The organism is Sphingomonas sp., assembly GCF_965248875.1.
Classification (GTDB): Bacteria; Pseudomonadota; Alphaproteobacteria; order Sphingomonadales; family Sphingomonadaceae; genus Sphingomonas.
The window spans coordinates 54686-72744 of record NZ_CBDFKR010000004.1 but is presented as its reverse complement, the minus strand read 5'-3'; the positions used below and the strand labels follow the sequence as shown (position 1 = coordinate 72744).

Sequence of the window (18059 nt, the reverse complement as noted above, 5' to 3'; positions counted from 1 at the left end):
CGATGGAAGGCCTGTCATTTCGCACAAGGCTGCGCAATGAGGCGACATGTCCTCTCCTCCCCTTGTTGTCGGCATCGGCGGTACCATCGGCGCGGCCTCATCGACCGAACGGGCGCTGCGCATCGCGCTGGAAGCGGCGGCGGCCGAAGGCTTCCGCACCAGGCTGTTCGGCGGGGGGGACATGGCGCGGCTGCCGCTCTACGACCCGCGCGCGACCGAGCGTACCGAACCCGAGCGGGCGTTCGTCAATGCGGTGCGGGAGGCCTCGGCCGTGATCATCGCCAGCCCCGGCTATCACGGCTCGCTGTCCGGGCTGGTCAAGAACGCGCTCGACCTGCTGGAAGAGACCGCACGCGACACGCGGCCCTACCTGGCCGACATGCCCGTGGGGCTGATCGCGACCGCCTTCGGCTGGCAGGCGACGGGGAGCACGATCGCCGCGCTGCGCTCGATCGTCCACGCGCTGCGGGGTTGGCCGACGCCCTTCGCGGCGGCGATCAACACGCAGGAGACGAAGTTCGACGACGAAGGCGGCGCCAGCGATCCGGTGGTCGTGGAGCAGCTGCAGCGCATCGGGCGTCAGGTTGCGCGCTTTGCCCCTCTGGCGTCGCCGTCCGCACGCACTTAGCGCAAGCTAAGTGCGAGACGGTCGAGGACGGCCGGCGGGCGGCGCAGCCGACCCGTTCGACGTCACGGAATCTACGCCCGTGACGTCCCCGGCAGCCCTAGCCACCCCGCCATCACGTCCAGCTCGGCGTCCAACTCGCGCATCGTCTCCCCCGGCGCGTCCGGCTCCAGCGTCACCTGCCGCACCAGCAGCCGCCCCGCCGCCCGGTCCGCTTTAAGGTCGACACGCGCGCGCAACCGGTCACCGAGCAGGAAGGGCAGGACATAATAGCCGTGCACTCGTTTTGCCGCCGGCGTGTAGATCTCCAGCCGGTAGCGGAAGCCAAACAGCCGCTCTGCGCGCGTCCGCTCCCAGACCAGCGGATCGAACGGCGCCAGCAGTGCGCGGGCGTTTACCCGCCGCGGACGTCGCGCATCGCGGTGGAGGTAGGCGTGCTCGCTCCAACCGGGGACGCACGCCGGGATCAGCACGCCGTCGGCGACCAGCGCCGCCACCGCCGCTTGCGATTGGCCTGGGGAGAGCCGGAAGTAATCGCGCAGGCACGGCTCGGTCGCGATGCCCAGCGCGCGCGCCGCCCGCTCGACCAGTGCCCGCCGCGCCGCCGCCGGCGAGGGCGTCGGCAGCGCCAGCACCGCGGGCGGGATCACCCGCTCGGTAAGGTCGTACACCCGCTCGAAGCTCCCGCGCCGCGTCGCCGTCGTCAAATGCCCTGCCCAGAAAAGCCATTCCAGCGCCCGCTTGGCGTCGCTCCACGTCCACCATCCGCCAGCACCCGACCGCTGCTCGATGTCGGACGCGGCAAGCGGCCCATCGCGCCCGATCCGGTCGCGCAGCGCCATCGCTTCACTCCGCCGCTCACCGGCATAGGCGCGCAGCGAGCCCCAGCCGCTCTCCCCCCGGTCCGCCGCCGCCATCCGCCAGCGCAGCAGCGGATGCAGGTCGAGCGGCAGCAGCGATGCCTCGTGCGCCCAATATTCGAACAGCCGCCGCGCGCGCCGCGGCCCCCAGGCCAGACGATCGAGCAGTGCCCGGTCGTACCCGCCGAGCCGCGCAAAGGCGGGAAGGTAATGTGCCCGCGCAACGACGTTGACCGAATCGATCTGGAACAGGCTGAGCCGCTCGACGGTACGCAGCAGCGCGCCTCCCGTGACGAGAGCGGGCCGCGCGCGATCCAGCCCCTGCGCCGCGATCGCAATGCGGCGGGCTTGGGCGAGGGTCAGGGTCGGGGTCAGGCGTTCGGCCACCGGGTGTTGGTGAGCGGGACGGGCGTTGACCGCAAGCCCGCTCTCCCTACAGCGCGGCGCATGCGCTTCTTCTGTGACAATGCCGCCGCGGTGCACCCGCGCGTGCTCGACGCGCTCGGCCGCGCCAATACGCTGGACACCGCCTATGATGGCGACCGCTGGTCACAATCGCTGGACGCCGCCTTTTCCGCGTTGTTCGAGACCGCGGTCGCGGTGCTGTGGGTCCCGACCGGCACCGCCGCCAACTGCCTGGCGCTGGGCGCGCTATGCCCGCCCTGGGGCGGGGTGATCTGCCACCGCGACGCGCATATCCAGAACGACGAGGCGGGGGCGCCCGAGTTCTACACCGGCGGCGCCAAGCTGATGCTGGCCGAAGGTCCCGGCGCGAAGCTCACCCCCGATGGCATCGCCGCGGTCGCCGGCGCGATCGTTGATGACGTCCACCGGGTCCAGCCGGCGGCCGTGTCGCTGACCAACGCCACCGAATATGGCCTCAGCTATCGCGCCGAGGAGGTCGCGACGATCGGCGCGCTGTGCAAGGCGCACGGCTGGGGACTGCACATGGACGGCGCGCGGTTCGCGAACGCGGTCGCGTTCACCGGCGTGCACCCCGCCGACCTGACCTGGCGCGCTGGCGTCGACGCCTTGTCGTTCGGCTTCGTCAAGAATGGCGGCATGTCGGCAGAGGCGCTGGTCTTCTTCGACCCGGCGCTCGCCGCCCAGGCGCGGCGCCGCCGCAAGCGCGCCGGGCTGCTGCTGTCGAAGGGCCGCTACCTCGCCGCGCAGCTGCTCGCGATGCTGGAGGAGGACCTCTGGCTTGACCTCGGCCGCGCCGCCAACGCGCGTGCCACGACGCTCGCCGCCGCGGCGGGGCAGCGCCTGGTCCACCCGGTCGAGGCCAACGAGCTGTTCCTCCGCGCCACGCCGGCAGAATCGGCGGCGTTGCGTACGCAGGGGTTCGATTTCTACGACTGGGCGCCAGGCGAGATCAGGCTCGTCACGGCATGGGACAGCAACGAGGCTGTCGTCGCGCAGCTGGCCGACGCCATCGCCCGGCTGTGAGCACCGCACCCAACTCGACCCGGCTCGCGATCCTGCTGCCGTTCGCGATCGTCACGCTGATCTGGGGGTCGACCTGGATCGTCATTCGCGGGCAATTGGGCGTGGTGCCCCCGCAATGGTCCGTCGCCTACCGCTTCGCGCTCGCCGCGATGGCGCTCGGCAGCTATGCGGCGTGGCGCGGCGAGCGGTTTCGTCTCGACGCGCGCGGCTATTTCTTCGCGGCTGCCAACGGGCTTGCGCAATTCTGCCTCAACTTCAACTTCGTCTATCAGGCTGAACGGTGGATCACCTCAGGACTGGTCGCGGTCACCTTTGCGCTGCTCCTCATTCCCAATGCGCTGATGGCCCGCGTCTTCCTCGGTCAGCGGCTGGGACGGCAGCTGCTGCTCGGCTCGGCGGTCGCGATGACGGGGGTCGCGCTGCTGTTCGTGCACGAGCTCCGCGCCGATCCGCGCGGGTCGGGCGCGTCGCTGACCGGCATCGCGCTGGCACTGTGTGCGATCATGGCGGCGTCGACCGCCAATGTGCTGCAGGCGACCGCGACCGCAAAACGCTATCCGCTCTACGCCACCGTCGCCTGGTCGATGGCGATCGGCGCGGCTGTAGACGCCGCCTTTGCCTGGGCGCTCACGGGGCCCCCGGTGATCGAGTGGCGGCTCGGCTATATCGCGGGCGTCGCCTATCTCGCGCTTGCTGCCAGCGCGCTCGCCTTCCCGCTCTATTACACCGTGCTGCGCATGATCGGGCCGGCCAAGGCGGCGTACAGCAGCATCATCGTGCCGGTGATTGCAATGACGCTGTCGACGCTGTTCGAAGGCTATCGCTGGGGCGTGCTGGCGGTGGGCGGGGCGGCGCTGGCCGCGGTCGGGCTGGTGATCGCGCTGACCGCCCGCAGACCTGCCCGATAGTCGGGATAGCGCGGGGTCCAGCCGAGCACGCGCTTCGCCTTTGCGTTCGCCACCCGCCGGTTCTCCGCATGGAACCCGCGCGCGGCCGGCGTCAGCGCGTCCAGCCCAACGACCGGCGGCGGCACGACCCCAAGCAGCGCCGCCGCGAAGTCGATCACAGCATCGTGCGGCGCAGGGTGGTCGTCGGCGAGGTTATAGGCGCCCGGCGGCGCGTCGAACCCCGCCACCACCCCCGCCGCCAGATCGTTGACGTGGAGGCGCGAGAAGACGCCCTCCCCCCCAACGCGATGCGCCGCCCCGGCCGCCACCCGGTCGAGCGCCGACCGGCCCGGCCCATAGATGCCCGGCAGCCGGAACACCCGTGCGCCGCGCTCCAGCCACGCCACGTCGGCGGCTGCGCGCGTCGGCCGCCGACCGCCGATTGCCGCGCTCTCGTCCACCCACGCGCCGCCGGTGTCGCCATACACGCCGGTCGAGGAGAGATAACCCAGCCACTTGGTCCCGAGCACATCGCCATAGCAGTTCAGCACCGGATCGCCGTCAGGGTCGGGGGGGACGGAGGATAGCACATGCGTCGCCGCGCCGAGCGCGCCCCGCACCGCTCGCTGGTTGTCGAACGTCAGCGTGCCTTCACGCCCGTCGCGCGTGGTCGCGTCGATCACCGCGCCCCGTCGCGCGGCCTGCGCCGCAATGCGCCCGGCGCTATAGCCGAGCCCGAAGATGAGCAGGCGCACCCGACAGAATCACCCGTTCTCAGAAGCGCAACGACGGACTCACCGTCCCATCGTTCCCCGGTAAAGCGTCCCGAAATAATCCCCCCGGTTCCACACCGGCCGGGTCGGGCCGTCGGCCACCTCGCGCGCGATGCGATAGTTGACGTCGACAAAGCGCACGCCTTGGTCCCACAGGATCGGCTGCTGCGCCAGCTCGTCGCACGGGCGGTGATAGCAGCGGCCCATAAACGCCGCGACCGCTTCGCGGCCGGGTCCGCGCTGGCCGGGCCACAGGAACACCGCCGGAATGCCCTTCTGCACAAAACGGAAATGGTCGGAACGCACGAAGATGCCCTGCTCCGGCATCGGATCGGGCGACATGCCAACGCCCGCACGCTCCACCGCGCGCCGCACGATGGGTCCAAGCGTCGTGCGATCCGCACCATAGACGATCATGTCCTCGAACCGATAGGTCAGGATCGGCATGTCGAGGTTCACGTCGGCGACGATGCGGTCGAGCGGCACCGTCGGGTGGTTGGTGAAATAGTCGGAGCCGACCAGTCCCTTCTCCTCGCCGGTCACCGCCAGGAACATGATCGTGCGCTTGGGCGGCGAGCCCGACCCGGCAAAGCGCTTCGCTTCTTCAATCAGGCTGGCGATGCCGATCGCGTTGTCGAGCGCGCCGTTGTTGATCTGATCGCCGGTTGCGTTCGGGTTCACGCCGATATGGTCGAGGTGCGCCGACAGGATCACCACCTCATCGCGCAGGGCTGGGTCGCTGCCGGGTATGACCCCGATGACATTGCTGCTCGCGCCCGGGGTGAAGGCGGTGCGGCTTTGCACCGTCAGCACGCCCGCGGGGCGTAGCGTCGGGTAATGCGGCGCTGTTGCGGCGGCCGCGGCGGTGATCTGCGCCCAGCCTGCACCAAACAGCTTCGCCCCGCCAGACGCGGTCAGTGTCCCAAGGACCGGCGCGCCGGGCGCGTCGGTCCGCCCCGTGCCGTCGGGCCGCGCCCAGGTCATCCTCGTCAAGCTCGCGCGCATCGGCCGCACCGGCCCCGGTCCCACGCCGACGGCCCGGGTAGATACCGTGATTACGCCGACCGCGCCGTGCCGCTCGGCGATCGCCGCCTTCGTCCCCGCCGAGCCGAAGAACGCGCGCTCCTCACCGCCAAGGCTGGCGGGCGAGCCCTGGACCACCGCGACGATCTTGCCGCGCACGTCGACACCTGCATAATCGTCCTCGCCGAGTGTCGGCGCATCGATGCCATAGCCGACGAACACGACCGGCGCGCTGACGCTCGTCTCGGTGCGTGCGCCGTTAGCGCTCGCGATGAAGTCCTCGCCGATCGTCAGCGGCTGCGCCGCCGCACGGCTGGGCGCCCAGCTCGCGGCCGGTGTCCCGTCGAGCAGATAGCTGGTCAGCGGCACCCGCTGCAGATACCCCGCATCGTCACCGCCCGGCCGCAGCCCGGCCGCATAGAATTGCGCGGCGACATATTGGGCGGCGATGTCGAACTCGTGAGAGCCCGCCTCGCGTCCGCGCATCGCATCGGACGAGAGGAACAGGACATGCGCCTTCATCGCCGCCTGATCGGGCGGCAGCGCGGCGTTGACGCGGGTGTTGATGGCGACGGGGTCGGCCGCGGGCGGTGCGACGAGCGGCGCCTGCATGGGCGTCGGCGTGGGCGTGGGCACCGGCGTGGTCTGGGCAATGCCGGTCCCGGCGAGGAGCGCCAAAGCAGCGGCGGAAAGACGAAGCATCCCCAATCCTTTTGATATTGTGCCGTGCGCCTAGCAGCGCCGATCCGACGCGCAAAGCGGCAGCGATTGTACATGCAAGCCGCGCCTTCCCGCGTATATCGCGCCTATGGATATGCAGCAGAGCATCAGCACGCCTTCCGTCGTTCGCCGCGAGGATTATGCGCCACCCGATTGGCTGGTGCCGGCGGCCGAGCTGGATTTCGCGCTCGACGCCGCCCGAACGGTGGTCAGATCGGTGCTCCACGTCGAACTGGCGCCGAACATGCCGACCGGCACCCCGCTGCGCCTCAACGGTGACGGCATCCGCCCCGATTACGTCCGGCTGCGGGGTGGCCCGGGCGGGGATGCGCGCTGGCGGATGGAGGGCGACGACTTGGTGATCGAGACCGATCTCGACGTTCACGACGTCGAGATCGCCGTCACGCTCGCCCCCGACAAGAACACCCAGCTGATGGGGCTCTATGCCTCGGGCGGCAACCTGTGCACCCAATGCGAGGCCGAGGGTTTCCGCCGCATCACCTTCTTTCCCGACCGTCCCGACGTCCTCACCCGCTACCGGGTGAAGATGACCGCGGACAAGAAGCGCTACCCGATCCTGCTCGCCAACGGCGATCCGGTGGCGGCGGGCGACCACGCCGACGGCACCCACTGGGCGGAATGGCGCGATCCGTTCCCCAAGCCCTGTTATCTGTTCGCGCTGGTCGCGGGCGATCTACAGGCGAACCGCGCCACCTTCACCGCCCGCTCGGGGCGGGCGGTGCAGCTGGGCATCTGGGTGCGCGCCGCCGACCTGCCCAAGACGAACCACGCGCTTCACGCGCTGCAGCTGGCGATGGCGTGGGACGAGCGCGTTTATGGCCGCGAATACGACCTCGACGTCTTCAACATCGTCGCGGTCGACGACTTCAACTTCGGCGCAATGGAGAACAAGGGGCTCAACATCTTCAACAGCCGCTACATCCTCGCCGATCCCGACACCGCGACCGACTATGATTACGACGCCATCGCCGCGGTCGTCGCGCATGAATATTTCCACAACTGGTCGGGCAACCGGGTCACCTGTCGCGACTGGTTTCAGCTCTCGCTGAAGGAGGGCTTCACCGTCTATCGCGACCAGGGCTTCTCCGCCGACCAGGGCTCGGCCGCGGTCAAGCGGATCGAGGACGTCCGGGGTCTGCGCGCCGCACAGTTCCCGGAGGATGCCGGCCCGCTCGCCCATCCGGTGCGCCCGGAAAGCTATCTGGAGATCAGCAACTTCTACACTGCGACGATCTACAACAAGGGCGCCGAGCTGATCCGCATGATGGCGACGATCCTCGGCGCGGAGCGCTTCCGCACCGCGACCGATCTGTATTTCGACCGCTATGACGGCACCGCCGCGACCTGTGAGGATTTCGTGCGCTGCATGGAAATGGGCGGCGGCGTCGACCTGACCCGGTTCCGCTTCTGGTACAGCCAAGCCGGGACGCCGCGCGTGTCCGCCAGCCTTGACGGCCACGGCGGCCGCACCACGCTGCGCCTAGCTCAGGCGCTGCCGGCCACCCCCGGCCAGGCGGTCAAGCAGCCGATGGTCCTGCCACTCAAGCTGCGGCTGTTCGGCGCGGAGACGGGAAAGCCGCTGACCCCGGAACGCCTTCACATGCTCGACGAGCCGAGCCAGACGATCGTGTTCGAGGGGCTCGGCGAACGTCCCATCCTGTCGATCAACCGCGGCTTCTCCGCGCCCGTCATCATCGAAAGCGACCGCACCGCCGCCGACCTCGCGTTCCTGTCGGCGCATGACGACGACCCGTTCGCGCGCTACGAGGCGATGCAGCAGCTGATGCTCGACGCGCTGATCGCCTGGACGGTCGAGGGCCGCGCCGAAATCGAGCCAGTGATCGCCGCGGTCAGCGCTACCGCTACCGATCCGGCGCTCGACCCGGCGTTCGTGGCTGAAGCGGTCCTGCTGCCGTCCGAAAGCTTCATCGGCGACCAGCTCGCGACCGTCGATCCCGACGCGATCGCCCGCGCCCGCGAAGGCCTGCGCCGCGCGCTGGGGCAGCGGCTGGACGCGGTCTGGCGGGAGAAATATGACGGTCCGCGAGCAGCTTACGCCTATACGCCCGCCGCCAAGGGTATCCGCCGCCTGCGTAATGTCGCGCTCGGATATATCGCCGCGGGCCAGGGAACAGGGGGGGGCGGCGCGGACGCCGCCAAGCTCGCCTTCACCCAGTTCGAGGCGGCCGACAACATGACCGATCGCCAAGGCGCGCTGACGACGCTGGCGAATGGCGATTCCGATCAGCGCATCGCGGCGCTCGACATCTTCTACAACCGCTATGCAGACAACGCGCTGGTGCTCGACAAGTGGTTCCAGACGCAGGCTTTATCGACCCGCGAAGATACGCCGGGCACGGTCGCGGAGCTGCTGGGCCACCCCGATTTTACCCTCGCCAATCCCAACCGGGCGCGCGCGCTGGTCGGCGCCTTTGCGGTCAACCAGCGCGCGTTCCACGTCGCCGACGGCCGAGGCTACCGCCTGCTGGCCGACCAGCTGCTCGCGCTTGACGCGATCAACCCGCAGACCGCGGCCAAGCTGCTGCCGCCGCTGGGGCGCTGGCGGCGGTTCGATCCAGGCCGCGGCGCGCTGATGCGGGCCGAGCTGGAGCGGCTGGCCGCCGCGCCGGGCGTGTCGAAGGACCTGTTCGAGCAGGCCTCGAAGAGCCTGAACGGCTAAGCGTCGAGCCGCGCCTTCAGCGCCAGCGCGTTGGCCGCTGCGGCGCCGAACATGGTGTTGTCGTAGAAGGTCCAGCTGTCGTCGGCCGCCCGCGCGATACCGGCGTGTTGCGCTAAAGCGTCGTCCTCATAGGCGGACCGATAGATCGCGGGCGAGCCATGCCAGCGCGCATAGGTCAGCCCGCGCCAGCCGCCGGGCAGCGCCGCTTCGGGCACGCGCGCGGGATCGGCGGCGACCCGCGCCACGTGGTGCGCTGCGAACAGGGCATCCGCTTCGGGCGCGAACCAGCTCGCATGCCGCGGCTCGCAGACGATATACTCGCCGAGCATGCGGGCCGCCGCGTCGAAGAACCGCCCGGCCGTCGCGCCGTCGAAGGCGAGGCTTGGCGGCAGCTGGACCAGCACGGGTCCGCGCTTCGCGCCCAGCCCCGCCATCTCGCCCTGAAATCGTGCAAGCACTTCGTCACAATCGACCAGCCGCAGGTCGTGGGTCGCCGCGCGCGGCAGCTTCACCGCGAACCGGAAGGCGTCGGGAACGCTCGCCGCCCAGCGCGCATAGGTCGCGGCGCGGTGCGGCCGGTAGGAGCTGGAATTGATCTCGACCGTGTCGAACACCGCGGCATAGCGGGTGAGCGTGCTGCCCTCGTCCGGAAAGGCGTCGCGCACCGCCGCCGGGATCGACCAGCCGGCGGTACCGACGCGCATCAGAACAGGCGGCCGCCGTCCGGCACGCGCTGATCAGGCGCGATCAGCACCACCCGGCCATCCCCATCCGGGAAACCGAGTGTCAGCACCTCCGACAGGAACTTCCCGATCTGGCGCGGCGGGAAGTTGACCACCGCCGCGACCTGCCGCCCGACCAGCTGCTCGGGCGCGTAATGCTCAGTCACCTGTGCCGACGAGCGCTTGACCCCGATCGCCGGGCCGAAATCGATCCGGAGCTTGAGCGCCGGCTTGCGCGCCTCGGGAAAGGGTTCGGCCGACAAGACCGTTCCGATCCGGATGTCGACGCACATCCAGTCGTCGAACGCGACCGTCGCCGCGGCGGGCGCCGCCGGATCAGGCGTGACGTGCATCAGAAATCGACATTGTCGTAGTGCGGCGGCGGGGTGACCATCTCCATCCGCTCGCTCAGCAAGGGACGGAAGCTCGGCCGGCTCTTCAGCCCGCGATACCAGCGCGCGGTCTGCTCATGCCCCTTCCAGTCGATGCCGCCGAGATAATCGGTCACCGAAATCTGCGCGGCGGCGGCCAGGTCAGCCAGGCTCAGCGTCGCGCCGCCCAGCCACTGGCGATGATCGAGCAAATAGTCGGTATAATCGAGATGCCGAATCGCCGCCTTCATCGACTCGCGCAGCACCCTGGCATCGGGGGCGGCACCGTGCGCGACGCGCTTCTCCATTCGCTCAAACAACAGCGGCCCGGTCACGTCGCGGAAGAACTGCGTGTCGAACCAGGTGACCAGCCGCCTGATCTCCGCCCGGTTCGCCGCCGTGCCGTTGATCGTCGCGGCACGATCAACCGTCTCCTCGAAATATTCGGCGATCGCCATCGAGTCGATCAGGAGCAGGTTGCGCGTCGCGTCGACCATCACCGGCGTCTGTCCGGCAGGGTTCATGTCGACGAACTCGTCGCGCCGCTGCCACGGCGACTCGCGCACCAGCTCATAGCCGATGCCCTTTTCCCCCAGCAGCAGGCGGATCTTGCGGCTGAACGGGCACAGGGGGAATTGGTAAAGCTGCCACATGGCGGCTGCGTTAGGCTAGCGCAGGCCGAGCGGAAAGCGCCTTGCTTGCGCGCCGCGGTCAGCCGGTCAGCGCTGCGCGGTCGTCAATGCCGCGATCAGCGGCGCGAGGGCGGCGTCGAGGCGGTCGGCGGTGCGCTTCAATTCGCGGGTCTCGGCCGCCGCGCCGCCGGCGACCGCCGCGGCGGTGCCGAGCGAGCGGCGGGTGTCGCGGTAAAGATGCTCGTCGAAATGCGGATCGTCGCGACGGACCAGGTCACCCAGCGTGTCGGCCGGGCGGATATGTTCGGCGCGATCGGTCAGCGCCGCGGCGGGGCCGACGTGAGTATCGAGGACGATGTCGACCAGCTGCGTCAGCGATCGCGCCGCAGCCTCCTGCACCAGCGGGTTGCCGAGCGCCGCAGCCGCCTGGTCCGGCGTGACATGCAGCGGGCGATGATCCGCACCCTGGGCGAGCGCGGGGGCGGGGGCGGCGACGGCGGTCAGGGCAAGAGCGGCAAGGGCGGCACGCATGGAAAACTCGCAAACGCAAACGGGCGGACGACTCCGCGAAAACCATGACGATATAGCAGCTTGGCCGCGCCGATCCAACGGGGGCGGCTACTCGGCCGCGACCGCGGCGGGCAACTCGTCGAGCGGGTGGGGCAGCCGATCGAGCATCTCCTTGGGTACGACCTGCCAGAACCGGCTGATCGCGCGCGCCCAGTCGTCAAGCAACCCGCGGGCCCATTTGCTGTCGGTCTGGCGGACGTGCTCCTCGACCAGGCCACGCAGGGCGGCTTCCCAGTGAGCGGTGGCGATGCGTTGCCAGACGATGCTGTCCGGGTTGGCGCGGCGCCCGAAACTGCCGTCACCGTCGTGGACGAACGCCATGCCACCGGTCATCCCCGCGCCGAAATTCTGCCCGACCTCGCCCAGCACCGCCGCGACGCCGCCGGTCATGTACTCGCAGCCGTTCGCACCACAGCCCTCGACCACCACCGTCGCGCCCGAATTGCGGACCGCGAACCGCTCGCCCGCGCGGCCCGCCGCGAACAGCCGGCCCGAGGTCGCGCCATAGAGCACGGTGTTGCCGACGATGACGTTCTCCTGGCTGGCAAGTGGCGAGCTTACCGCCGGTCGGACGACGATGGTGCCGCCCGACAGCCCCTTGCCGACATAGTCGTTGGCGTCGCCGAACACCTCCAGCTTGACGCCGCGGACCAGGAAGGCGCCGAGCGATTGGCCTGCCGACCCGCGCAGGCGGACGGTGACGTGGCCCTCCGCCAGCCGGTTTGCGCCGAAGACGCGCACGATCTCGCTCGACAGCCGCGTGCCCACCGCGCGGTGGACGTTGCGGACGCTGTAAGCGAGCTGCATCTTCTCGGCACGATCGAACACGTTGGTGGCGTCGCGGATCATCTGCGCGTCGAGGCTGTCGGGCACCTCGTTGCGGAAGGTCGCGAGGCTGAAGCGCCGCTCGGCATCGCTCGCATCGACCTTGGCGAGGATCGGGTTCAAGTCGAGGTCATCGAGATGCTCCGCCCCGCGGCTGATCTGGCGCAGCAGCTCGGTGCGACCGATCACCTCGTCCAGGCTGCGGACGCCCAGCCGCGCGAGGATGTCGCGTACTTCCTCGGCGATGAAGGTCATCAGATTAATGACCTTCTCCGGCGTACCGGTGAACTTCGCCCGCAACCGCTCGTCCTGGGTGCAGACGCCGACCGGGCAGGTGTTGGAATGGCACTGGCGCACCATGATGCAGCCCATCGCGACCAAGCTGAGCGTGCCGATGCCGAACTCCTCCGCGCCCAGGATCGCGGCGATGACGACGTCGCGCCCGGTCTTCAGCCCGCCGTCGGCGCGCAGCCGCACCCGTCCGCGCAGGCCGTTCAGCGTCAGCACCTGGTTGACCTCGGACAGCCCCATCTCCCACGGCGTGCCCGCATATTTGATGCTCGACTGCGGCGATGCGGCGGTGCCGCCGACATGGCCGGATACGAGGATGACGTCGGCATGCGCCTTGGCGACGCCCGCCGCGACGGTGCCGATGCCCGCGGAGCTGACGAGCTTGACGCAGACCCGCGCACGCGGATTGATCTGCTTCAGGTCGTAGATGAGCTGCGCCAGATCCTCGATCGAGTAGATGTCGTGGTGCGGCGGCGGGCTGATCAGCGTGACCCCCGGCGTCGCGTGACGCAGCTTGGCGATGTACTCCGTCACCTTGAAGCCGGGCAGCTGACCGCCTTCGCCGGGCTTGGCGCCCTGCGCGACCTTGATCTCGATCTCCTCACAGGCGTTGAGATACTCGGCCGTCACGCCGAAGCGGCCGGACGCGATCTGCTTGATGACCGAGTTGGCGTTGTCGCCATTCTCCCGCGGGGTGAAGCGCGCCCGGTCCTCGCCGCCCTCGCCCGACACCGCCTTGGCGCCGATCCGGTTCATCGCGATCGCCAGCGTCTCGTGCGCCTCGGGGCTGAGCGCGCCCAAGGACATGCCGGGAGTGACGAACCGCTTCCTGATTTCGGTGATCGCCTCGACCTGATCGATCGGGATGCCCTCGGTGGGGAAATTGAACTGGAGCAGGTCGCGCAGATAGACCGGCGGCAGGTCGGCGACGCCGCGGCTGAACTGAAGATATTGCGTGTAGCTGTCGTTGCCGACCGCGGTCTGGAGCAGGTGCATCAGCGGCGCCGAATAGGCATGCGCCTCGCCGCCCTGGCGCTGACGGTAGAACCCGCCGATCGGCAGCGTCGCGACCGCGCTGTCAAACGCCAAGTCGTGCCGCAGCGTCGCGTTCAAATGAAGCGAGGCATAGCCCTCTCCCGAAATCTTCGCAGGCATGCCGGGGAACAGGTCGTTGACCAGTGCGCGGCTCAACCCGACCGCCTCGAAATTATAGCCGCCGCGATAGGATGAGATCACCGCGATCCCCATCTTCGACATGATCTTGAGCAGCCCGTCCTCGACCGCGACGCGATGGCGGCGCAGGCATTCGTCGAGTGACAGCCCGGCGAACAACCCGCGCGCGTGGCGGTCGGCGATCGACGCCTCGGCCAGATAGGCGTTCACCGTCGTCGCGCCGACGCCGATCAGTACTGCATAATAGTGTGTATCCAGGCACTCGGCGGTGCGGATGTTGACACTGGCATAGGAGCGCAGGCCGCGGCGCACGAGGTGGGTGTGCACCGCCGCCGCCGCCAGCACCCCGGCGATCGCAACGCGGCCCGCCGACACGTTCTCGTCGGTCAGGAACAGCTCGCTCTTGCCCTGGCGAACCGCGGCCTCCGCCTCGTCGCGGATGCGCGCGATCGCGGCGCGCAGCTTCTCCGGGCCGCCACCATCGTCGAAGGTGCAGTCGATGACATGCGCGCCGTCCGAGAAATGCGCCTGCAGCCGCGTCCAGTCCGCCCCTGTCAGCACCGGCGAATCGAGCACCAGTACCGCGGTGCGCCGCTCCTCCGCGTCAAGGATGTTGGCGAGGTTGCCGAACCGCGTCTTGAGCGACATGACGTGCCGCTCGCGCAGGCTGTCGATCGGCGGGTTCGTCACCTGGCTGAAGTTCTGGCGGAAGAACTGGCTGATCAGGCGCGGCTTGTCGGAGATCACCGCCAGCGGCGTGTCGTCCCCCATCGAGCCGACCGCTTCCTTTCCGCCTTCCACCATCGGCGACAGGATCAGCTCCATGTCCTCCATCGTCTGCCCCGCCGCGACCTGCCGCCGTGTCAGCTCGGCGCGCGGATAGCGGACGACCGAGTCATTCGTCGGTAGATCGCGCATTGTCAGGAACTGGCCGATCCGCGCGGCGTAATCCGCCTCGCCCGCGATCCGGTCCTTGACCGCGCGATCATCGAGCACCTCGCCAGCGTCGAGGTCGACCGCGATCATCTGCCCCGGCCCCAACCGCCCCTTGGCGACCACGGTGGACTCGGGCACCACCACCATGCCGCTTTCCGAGCCCACGATCAGCAGGCCATCGCTGGTGCGGGTGTAGCGCAGCGGCCGCAGCGCGTTCCGATCCATCCCCGCCACCGCCCAGCGGCCGTCGGTCATCGCCAGCGCCGCGGGGCCGTCCCACGGCTCCATGACGGACGCGAGATAGCGGTACATCGCCTCGTGGCTGGCGGGCGTGTCGCCTTCCACCAGCGATTCAGGCACCAGCATCAGCTTGGCGGTCGGCGCGTCGCGGCCCGAGCGGCAGATCGCCTCGAACACCGCGTCCAGCGCCGCGGTATCGCTCGCGCCCGCCGGGATCACCGGCTTGATGTCCTCCGACTGCTCGCCGAACGCGATCGACGCCATCCTGATCTCGTGGCTCAGCATCCAGTTCTTGTTGCCGCGGATCGTGTTGATCTCGCCGTTATGCGCGAGGCAGCGAAACGGCTGCGCCAGCCACCATTGCGGGAAAGTGTTGGTCGAATAACGCTGGTGAAAGATTGCGACGCGGCTCTCGAAGCGGCGGTCCTGCAGGTCGGGATAGAAGACCGACAGCGACTCCGCGAGGAACAGACCCTTGTAGACGATCGAGCGGCAGCTGAGCGAACAGACGTAGAAGCCCTGAATCTGCGCCGCGATCACGCGCTTCTCGATGCGGCGGCGGACGAGGTAGAGCGTCTTCTCGAACTCGGCGGCCGATTGCTCTTCGGGCAGCGGCCCGGCGATCATCAGCTGCTCGATCTCGGGCCGGGTCAGCTGCGCCTTGGTGCCGATCACGCCGACGTCGACCGGCACCTGCCGCCAGCCATAGATGGTATAGCCCGCCTCGATCACCGCGCTTTCGACGATCGTCCGGCACGTCTCCTGCGCGGCGAGGTCTGTCCGCGGCAGGAACATCATCCCCACTGCAAGCCGATTGGGCCGCACCCGATGCCCCGATGCCGCGACGGCGTCGTCGAAGAAGCGCACCGGCAGATCAAGGTGCAGCCCGGCGCCGTCGCCGGTCTTGCCGTCCGCATCGACCGCGCCGCGATGCCAGACCGCCTTCAGCGCGTCGATTGCGGACTGGACGACGCGGCGCGAGGCCACGCCGCCGGTCGCGGCGACCAGCCCGACCCCACAGGCATCGCCCTCGAACTCGGGGCGGTACATGCCTTCGGCGGCGAGACGGGCGCGTTGTGAATCGGCCATCATGTCGCAGGTCGATCCGTCCGGCCGAGGATCTCGCGCGTGGCTCGGGTGACCGCCCGCTCGCCAGCCTCTGCGCCCGCAACCCGGCCAAGCCCCTGCCCGCGGGCCGACATGCGCTGCTGGAGTTCGGGCTGCAGCCTGAGCAGTTTAGCGCCTGCTCCCGAGCTATAAAATGCGGCGATCGCTTCCAGCTCCTCGCGCGTGAACGCGGCGGCATATTCGGCGGCGGCGCCCCGTTCGATCTCCGGATAACGCCGCCGGATGCTGGCGAGATATTCCTGCGACAGGATCGCCGAGAAGCGCTCACGCCCGTCGGGCTTCGCGTCCAGTGCGGCGAGCAGCGTCCGCCCGCTTTCATCGCCCGACAATGCGCCGATAACGCCCTGTGCGAAGACCGGGGTCAGCTGCGCGAAGAGGCGATCGAGCGTCGCGTCGAGGTGCATCAGCGCGATCAGCCTTGTCGCCGCCGCGACCCGGGCCGGGTCGGTGTCCGGTGCTACCGTGACCGTCGGCGGGGCCTTTTGCGCCGCCGCCGGTATCGCCGAGAACAGCGTCGCCACCGACGCCAGGGTCGCAACGATCCTCTTCATGCCGCCCTCCTCTCCGCCATCGCCTTCGCCTTCAGCCACCGATGCATGCTCGCCGCGGCGTCGCGGCCGTCGCGCACCGCCCACACCACCAGGCTGGCGCCGCGGACGATGTCGCCGGCCGCGAACACGCCGTCGAGCGCGGTCATCATCGTCGCGCCGTCGACCAGCACCGTACCCCAGCGCGTGACCGGCAGGTCGGCGGCGCCCCACAGCGCCGGCAGGTCCTCGGCGTCGAAGCCAAGCGCTTTGATGACCAGCTCGGCGTCGATCGTCGTATCGCCGCCCGGGTCGTGCTCTGGCGTGCGCCTGCCGCTCGCATCCGCCGTGCCCAGCCGCATCCGGCGCACCGCGACGCTGCCGCCGCCGATCGCGGCGGGTGCGGACAGCCAGACGAACTCGACCCCCTCCTCCTCCGCGTTCGCGACCTCGCGCTGCGAGCCGGGCATGTTGGCACGGTCGCGGCGGTAAAGGCAGCGCACGCTCGCCGCACCCTGGCGGACGGCGCTGCGCACGCAATCCATCGCGGTATCGCCACCGCCGATCACGACAACATGCTTGCCGAACGCGTTGAGGCTGCCGTCGTCGAACGCAGGCACGGCGTCGCCAAAGCCCTTGCGATTGGAGGCGGTCAGATAGTCTAGCGCCGCGACCACCGGCGCTCCGTCCGCGGTCGGCACGTCGATTGCCCGTGCGCGGTACACCCCGGTTGCGATCAGCACCGCGTCATGGCGCTGCCTCAGCTGGTCCAGCGTCGCGTCACGGCCGACCTCGAAGCCATGATGAAAGACGATGCCGCCATCGCGCAGGCGCTCGACCCGTCGCATCACCACCGGCTTTTCCAGCTTGAAGCCGGGGATGCCGTAGGTAAGCAGTCCACCCGCCCGGTCGTGCCGGTCGTAGATGTGGACCTCATACCCCTCGACGCGCAGATATTCCGCCGCCGTCAACCCGGCCGGTCCCGCGCCGATCACCGCCACCGACTGCCCGCGCGCGCGTCCAGCGACGAGCGGCTCGACCCAGCCCTGTTCCCAGGCGGTATCGGTGATGAACTTCTCGACCGAGCCGATCGTCACTGCGCCGTGGCCGGTGAATTCGATCACGCAATTGCCCTCGCAGAGCCGGTCCTGCGGACAGATGCGCCCGCAGATTTCAGGCATGGTGGAGGTGGCGTTCGACAGTTCATACGCCTCGCGCAACCGTCCCTGCGCCGTCAGCCGCAGCCAGTCGGGAATGTGATTGTGGAGCGGGCAGTGCACGGTGCAATAGGGGACGCCGCATTGCGAGCAGCGGCCGGCCTGCGCCTCCGCGTCGGGTGTTGGATACCGAGCGGCGATCTCAGCAAAGTCGCCAGCCCGCTCTCCGGGCGCACGCTTCGCCGGATAGACTTGTGTCCGATCGACAAATCGAAGCGTTTCGCCGTCCGCCATACTCGCCTCCAAAATGGAGCGATATGCAGGAACTTCGACCGGAGTCCAGCGCAAATGGAGCTAATCAGACAGTAAGCATTACCTAATCAGACGTAAAATCCGATCTATAAGGTTCGCGATGCTATCGAACAGGTAGGTTAAGGCCCGCATCGGAC

14 protein-coding genes are annotated in these 18059 nt (G+C 69.2%); 4 read left to right on the top strand and 10 right to left on the bottom strand.

Annotation, left to right across the window (positions count from 1 at the left end; all coding sequences use genetic code 11):
- The first annotated feature begins 46 nt into the window (after positions 1 to 46).
- Entirely contained in the window at positions 47 to 628 is a 582-nt protein-coding gene (locus tag ACP2AD_RS02870) for an NADPH-dependent FMN reductase (RefSeq protein ID WP_425228576.1), read from the top strand.
- A 71-nt stretch (positions 629 to 699) separates the two neighbouring features.
- On the opposite strand, the gene ACP2AD_RS02865 is transcribed toward ACP2AD_RS02870, so the two are convergent.
- On the bottom strand, positions 700 to 1872 hold the full coding sequence (locus tag ACP2AD_RS02865) for a winged helix-turn-helix domain-containing protein (protein ID WP_425228575.1): 1173 nt from the start codon (positions 1870 to 1872) through the stop codon (positions 700 to 702).
- 60 nt (positions 1873 to 1932) lie between these two features.
- Between ACP2AD_RS02865 and ACP2AD_RS02860 the strand changes: the two genes are divergently transcribed.
- Complete coding sequence (locus tag ACP2AD_RS02860) at positions 1933 to 2934, top strand: threonine aldolase family protein (protein WP_425228574.1); 1002 nt, start codon at positions 1933 to 1935, stop codon at positions 2932 to 2934.
- Positions 2931 to 3842, top strand: a complete 912-nt coding sequence (locus ACP2AD_RS02855; protein ID WP_425228573.1) for a DMT family transporter — start codon at positions 2931 to 2933, stop codon at positions 3840 to 3842. Before ACP2AD_RS02860 ends, ACP2AD_RS02855 begins: the two co-directional genes overlap by 4 nt.
- Here ACP2AD_RS02855 and ACP2AD_RS02850 read toward each other — a convergent pair.
- Positions 3752 to 4576 (bottom strand): NAD(P)-dependent oxidoreductase, encoded by an 825-nt coding sequence (locus ACP2AD_RS02850; protein ID WP_425228572.1) that lies wholly within the window; start codon positions 4574 to 4576, stop codon positions 3752 to 3754. The genes ACP2AD_RS02855 and ACP2AD_RS02850 overlap by 91 nt on opposite strands.
- 39 nt (positions 4577 to 4615) lie before the next feature.
- On the bottom strand, positions 4616 to 6319 hold the full coding sequence (locus ACP2AD_RS02845; protein ID WP_425228571.1) for a M28 family metallopeptidase: 1704 nt from the start codon (positions 6317 to 6319) through the stop codon (positions 4616 to 4618).
- 106 nt (positions 6320 to 6425) lie between these two features.
- Between ACP2AD_RS02845 and pepN the strand changes: the two genes are divergently transcribed.
- Positions 6426 to 9038, top strand: coding sequence for an aminopeptidase N (gene pepN, locus ACP2AD_RS02840; RefSeq protein ID WP_425228570.1), 2613 nt, complete (start codon positions 6426 to 6428; stop codon positions 9036 to 9038).
- Here the strand turns inward: pepN and ACP2AD_RS02835 are convergent.
- From ACP2AD_RS02835 to ACP2AD_RS02805, 7 genes are all read right to left on the bottom strand, one after another.
- Positions 9035 to 9742, bottom strand: coding sequence for a DUF72 domain-containing protein (locus ACP2AD_RS02835; protein WP_425228569.1), 708 nt, complete (start codon positions 9740 to 9742; stop codon positions 9035 to 9037). The genes pepN and ACP2AD_RS02835 overlap by 4 nt on opposite strands.
- Positions 9742 to 10113: a tRNA-binding protein gene (locus tag ACP2AD_RS02830; RefSeq protein ID WP_425228568.1), complete on the bottom strand. Its 372-nt coding sequence runs from the start codon at positions 10111 to 10113 to the stop codon at positions 9742 to 9744. The genes ACP2AD_RS02835 and ACP2AD_RS02830 overlap by 1 nt, the downstream gene beginning before the upstream one ends.
- Entirely contained in the window at positions 10113 to 10784 is a 672-nt protein-coding gene (locus ACP2AD_RS02825; protein ID WP_425228567.1) for a glutathione S-transferase family protein, read from the bottom strand. Before ACP2AD_RS02825 ends, ACP2AD_RS02830 begins: the two co-directional genes overlap by 1 nt.
- A 66-nt stretch (positions 10785 to 10850) precedes the next feature.
- Complete coding sequence (locus ACP2AD_RS02820; RefSeq protein WP_425228566.1) at positions 10851 to 11294, bottom strand: hypothetical protein; 444 nt, start codon at positions 11292 to 11294, stop codon at positions 10851 to 10853.
- 87 nt (positions 11295 to 11381) lie between these two features.
- Positions 11382 to 15887 carry a glutamate synthase large subunit gene (gene gltB, locus ACP2AD_RS02815; protein ID WP_425228565.1) on the bottom strand — a complete coding sequence of 1502 codons (4506 nt, stop codon included), beginning with the start codon at positions 15885 to 15887 and terminating at the stop codon, positions 11382 to 11384.
- The gene (locus ACP2AD_RS02810) at positions 15887 to 16477 is read right to left on the bottom strand and encodes a DUF2059 domain-containing protein (protein ID WP_425228564.1); all 591 of its coding nucleotides are present in this window, start codon (positions 16475 to 16477) and stop codon (positions 15887 to 15889) included. The genes gltB and ACP2AD_RS02810 overlap by 1 nt, the downstream gene beginning before the upstream one ends.
- Positions 16474 to 17904, bottom strand: coding sequence for an NAD(P)-dependent oxidoreductase (locus ACP2AD_RS02805; RefSeq protein ID WP_425228563.1), 1431 nt, complete (start codon positions 17902 to 17904; stop codon positions 16474 to 16476). Before ACP2AD_RS02805 ends, ACP2AD_RS02810 begins: the two co-directional genes overlap by 4 nt.
- Between the last annotated feature and the right edge of the window lie 155 nt (positions 17905 to 18059).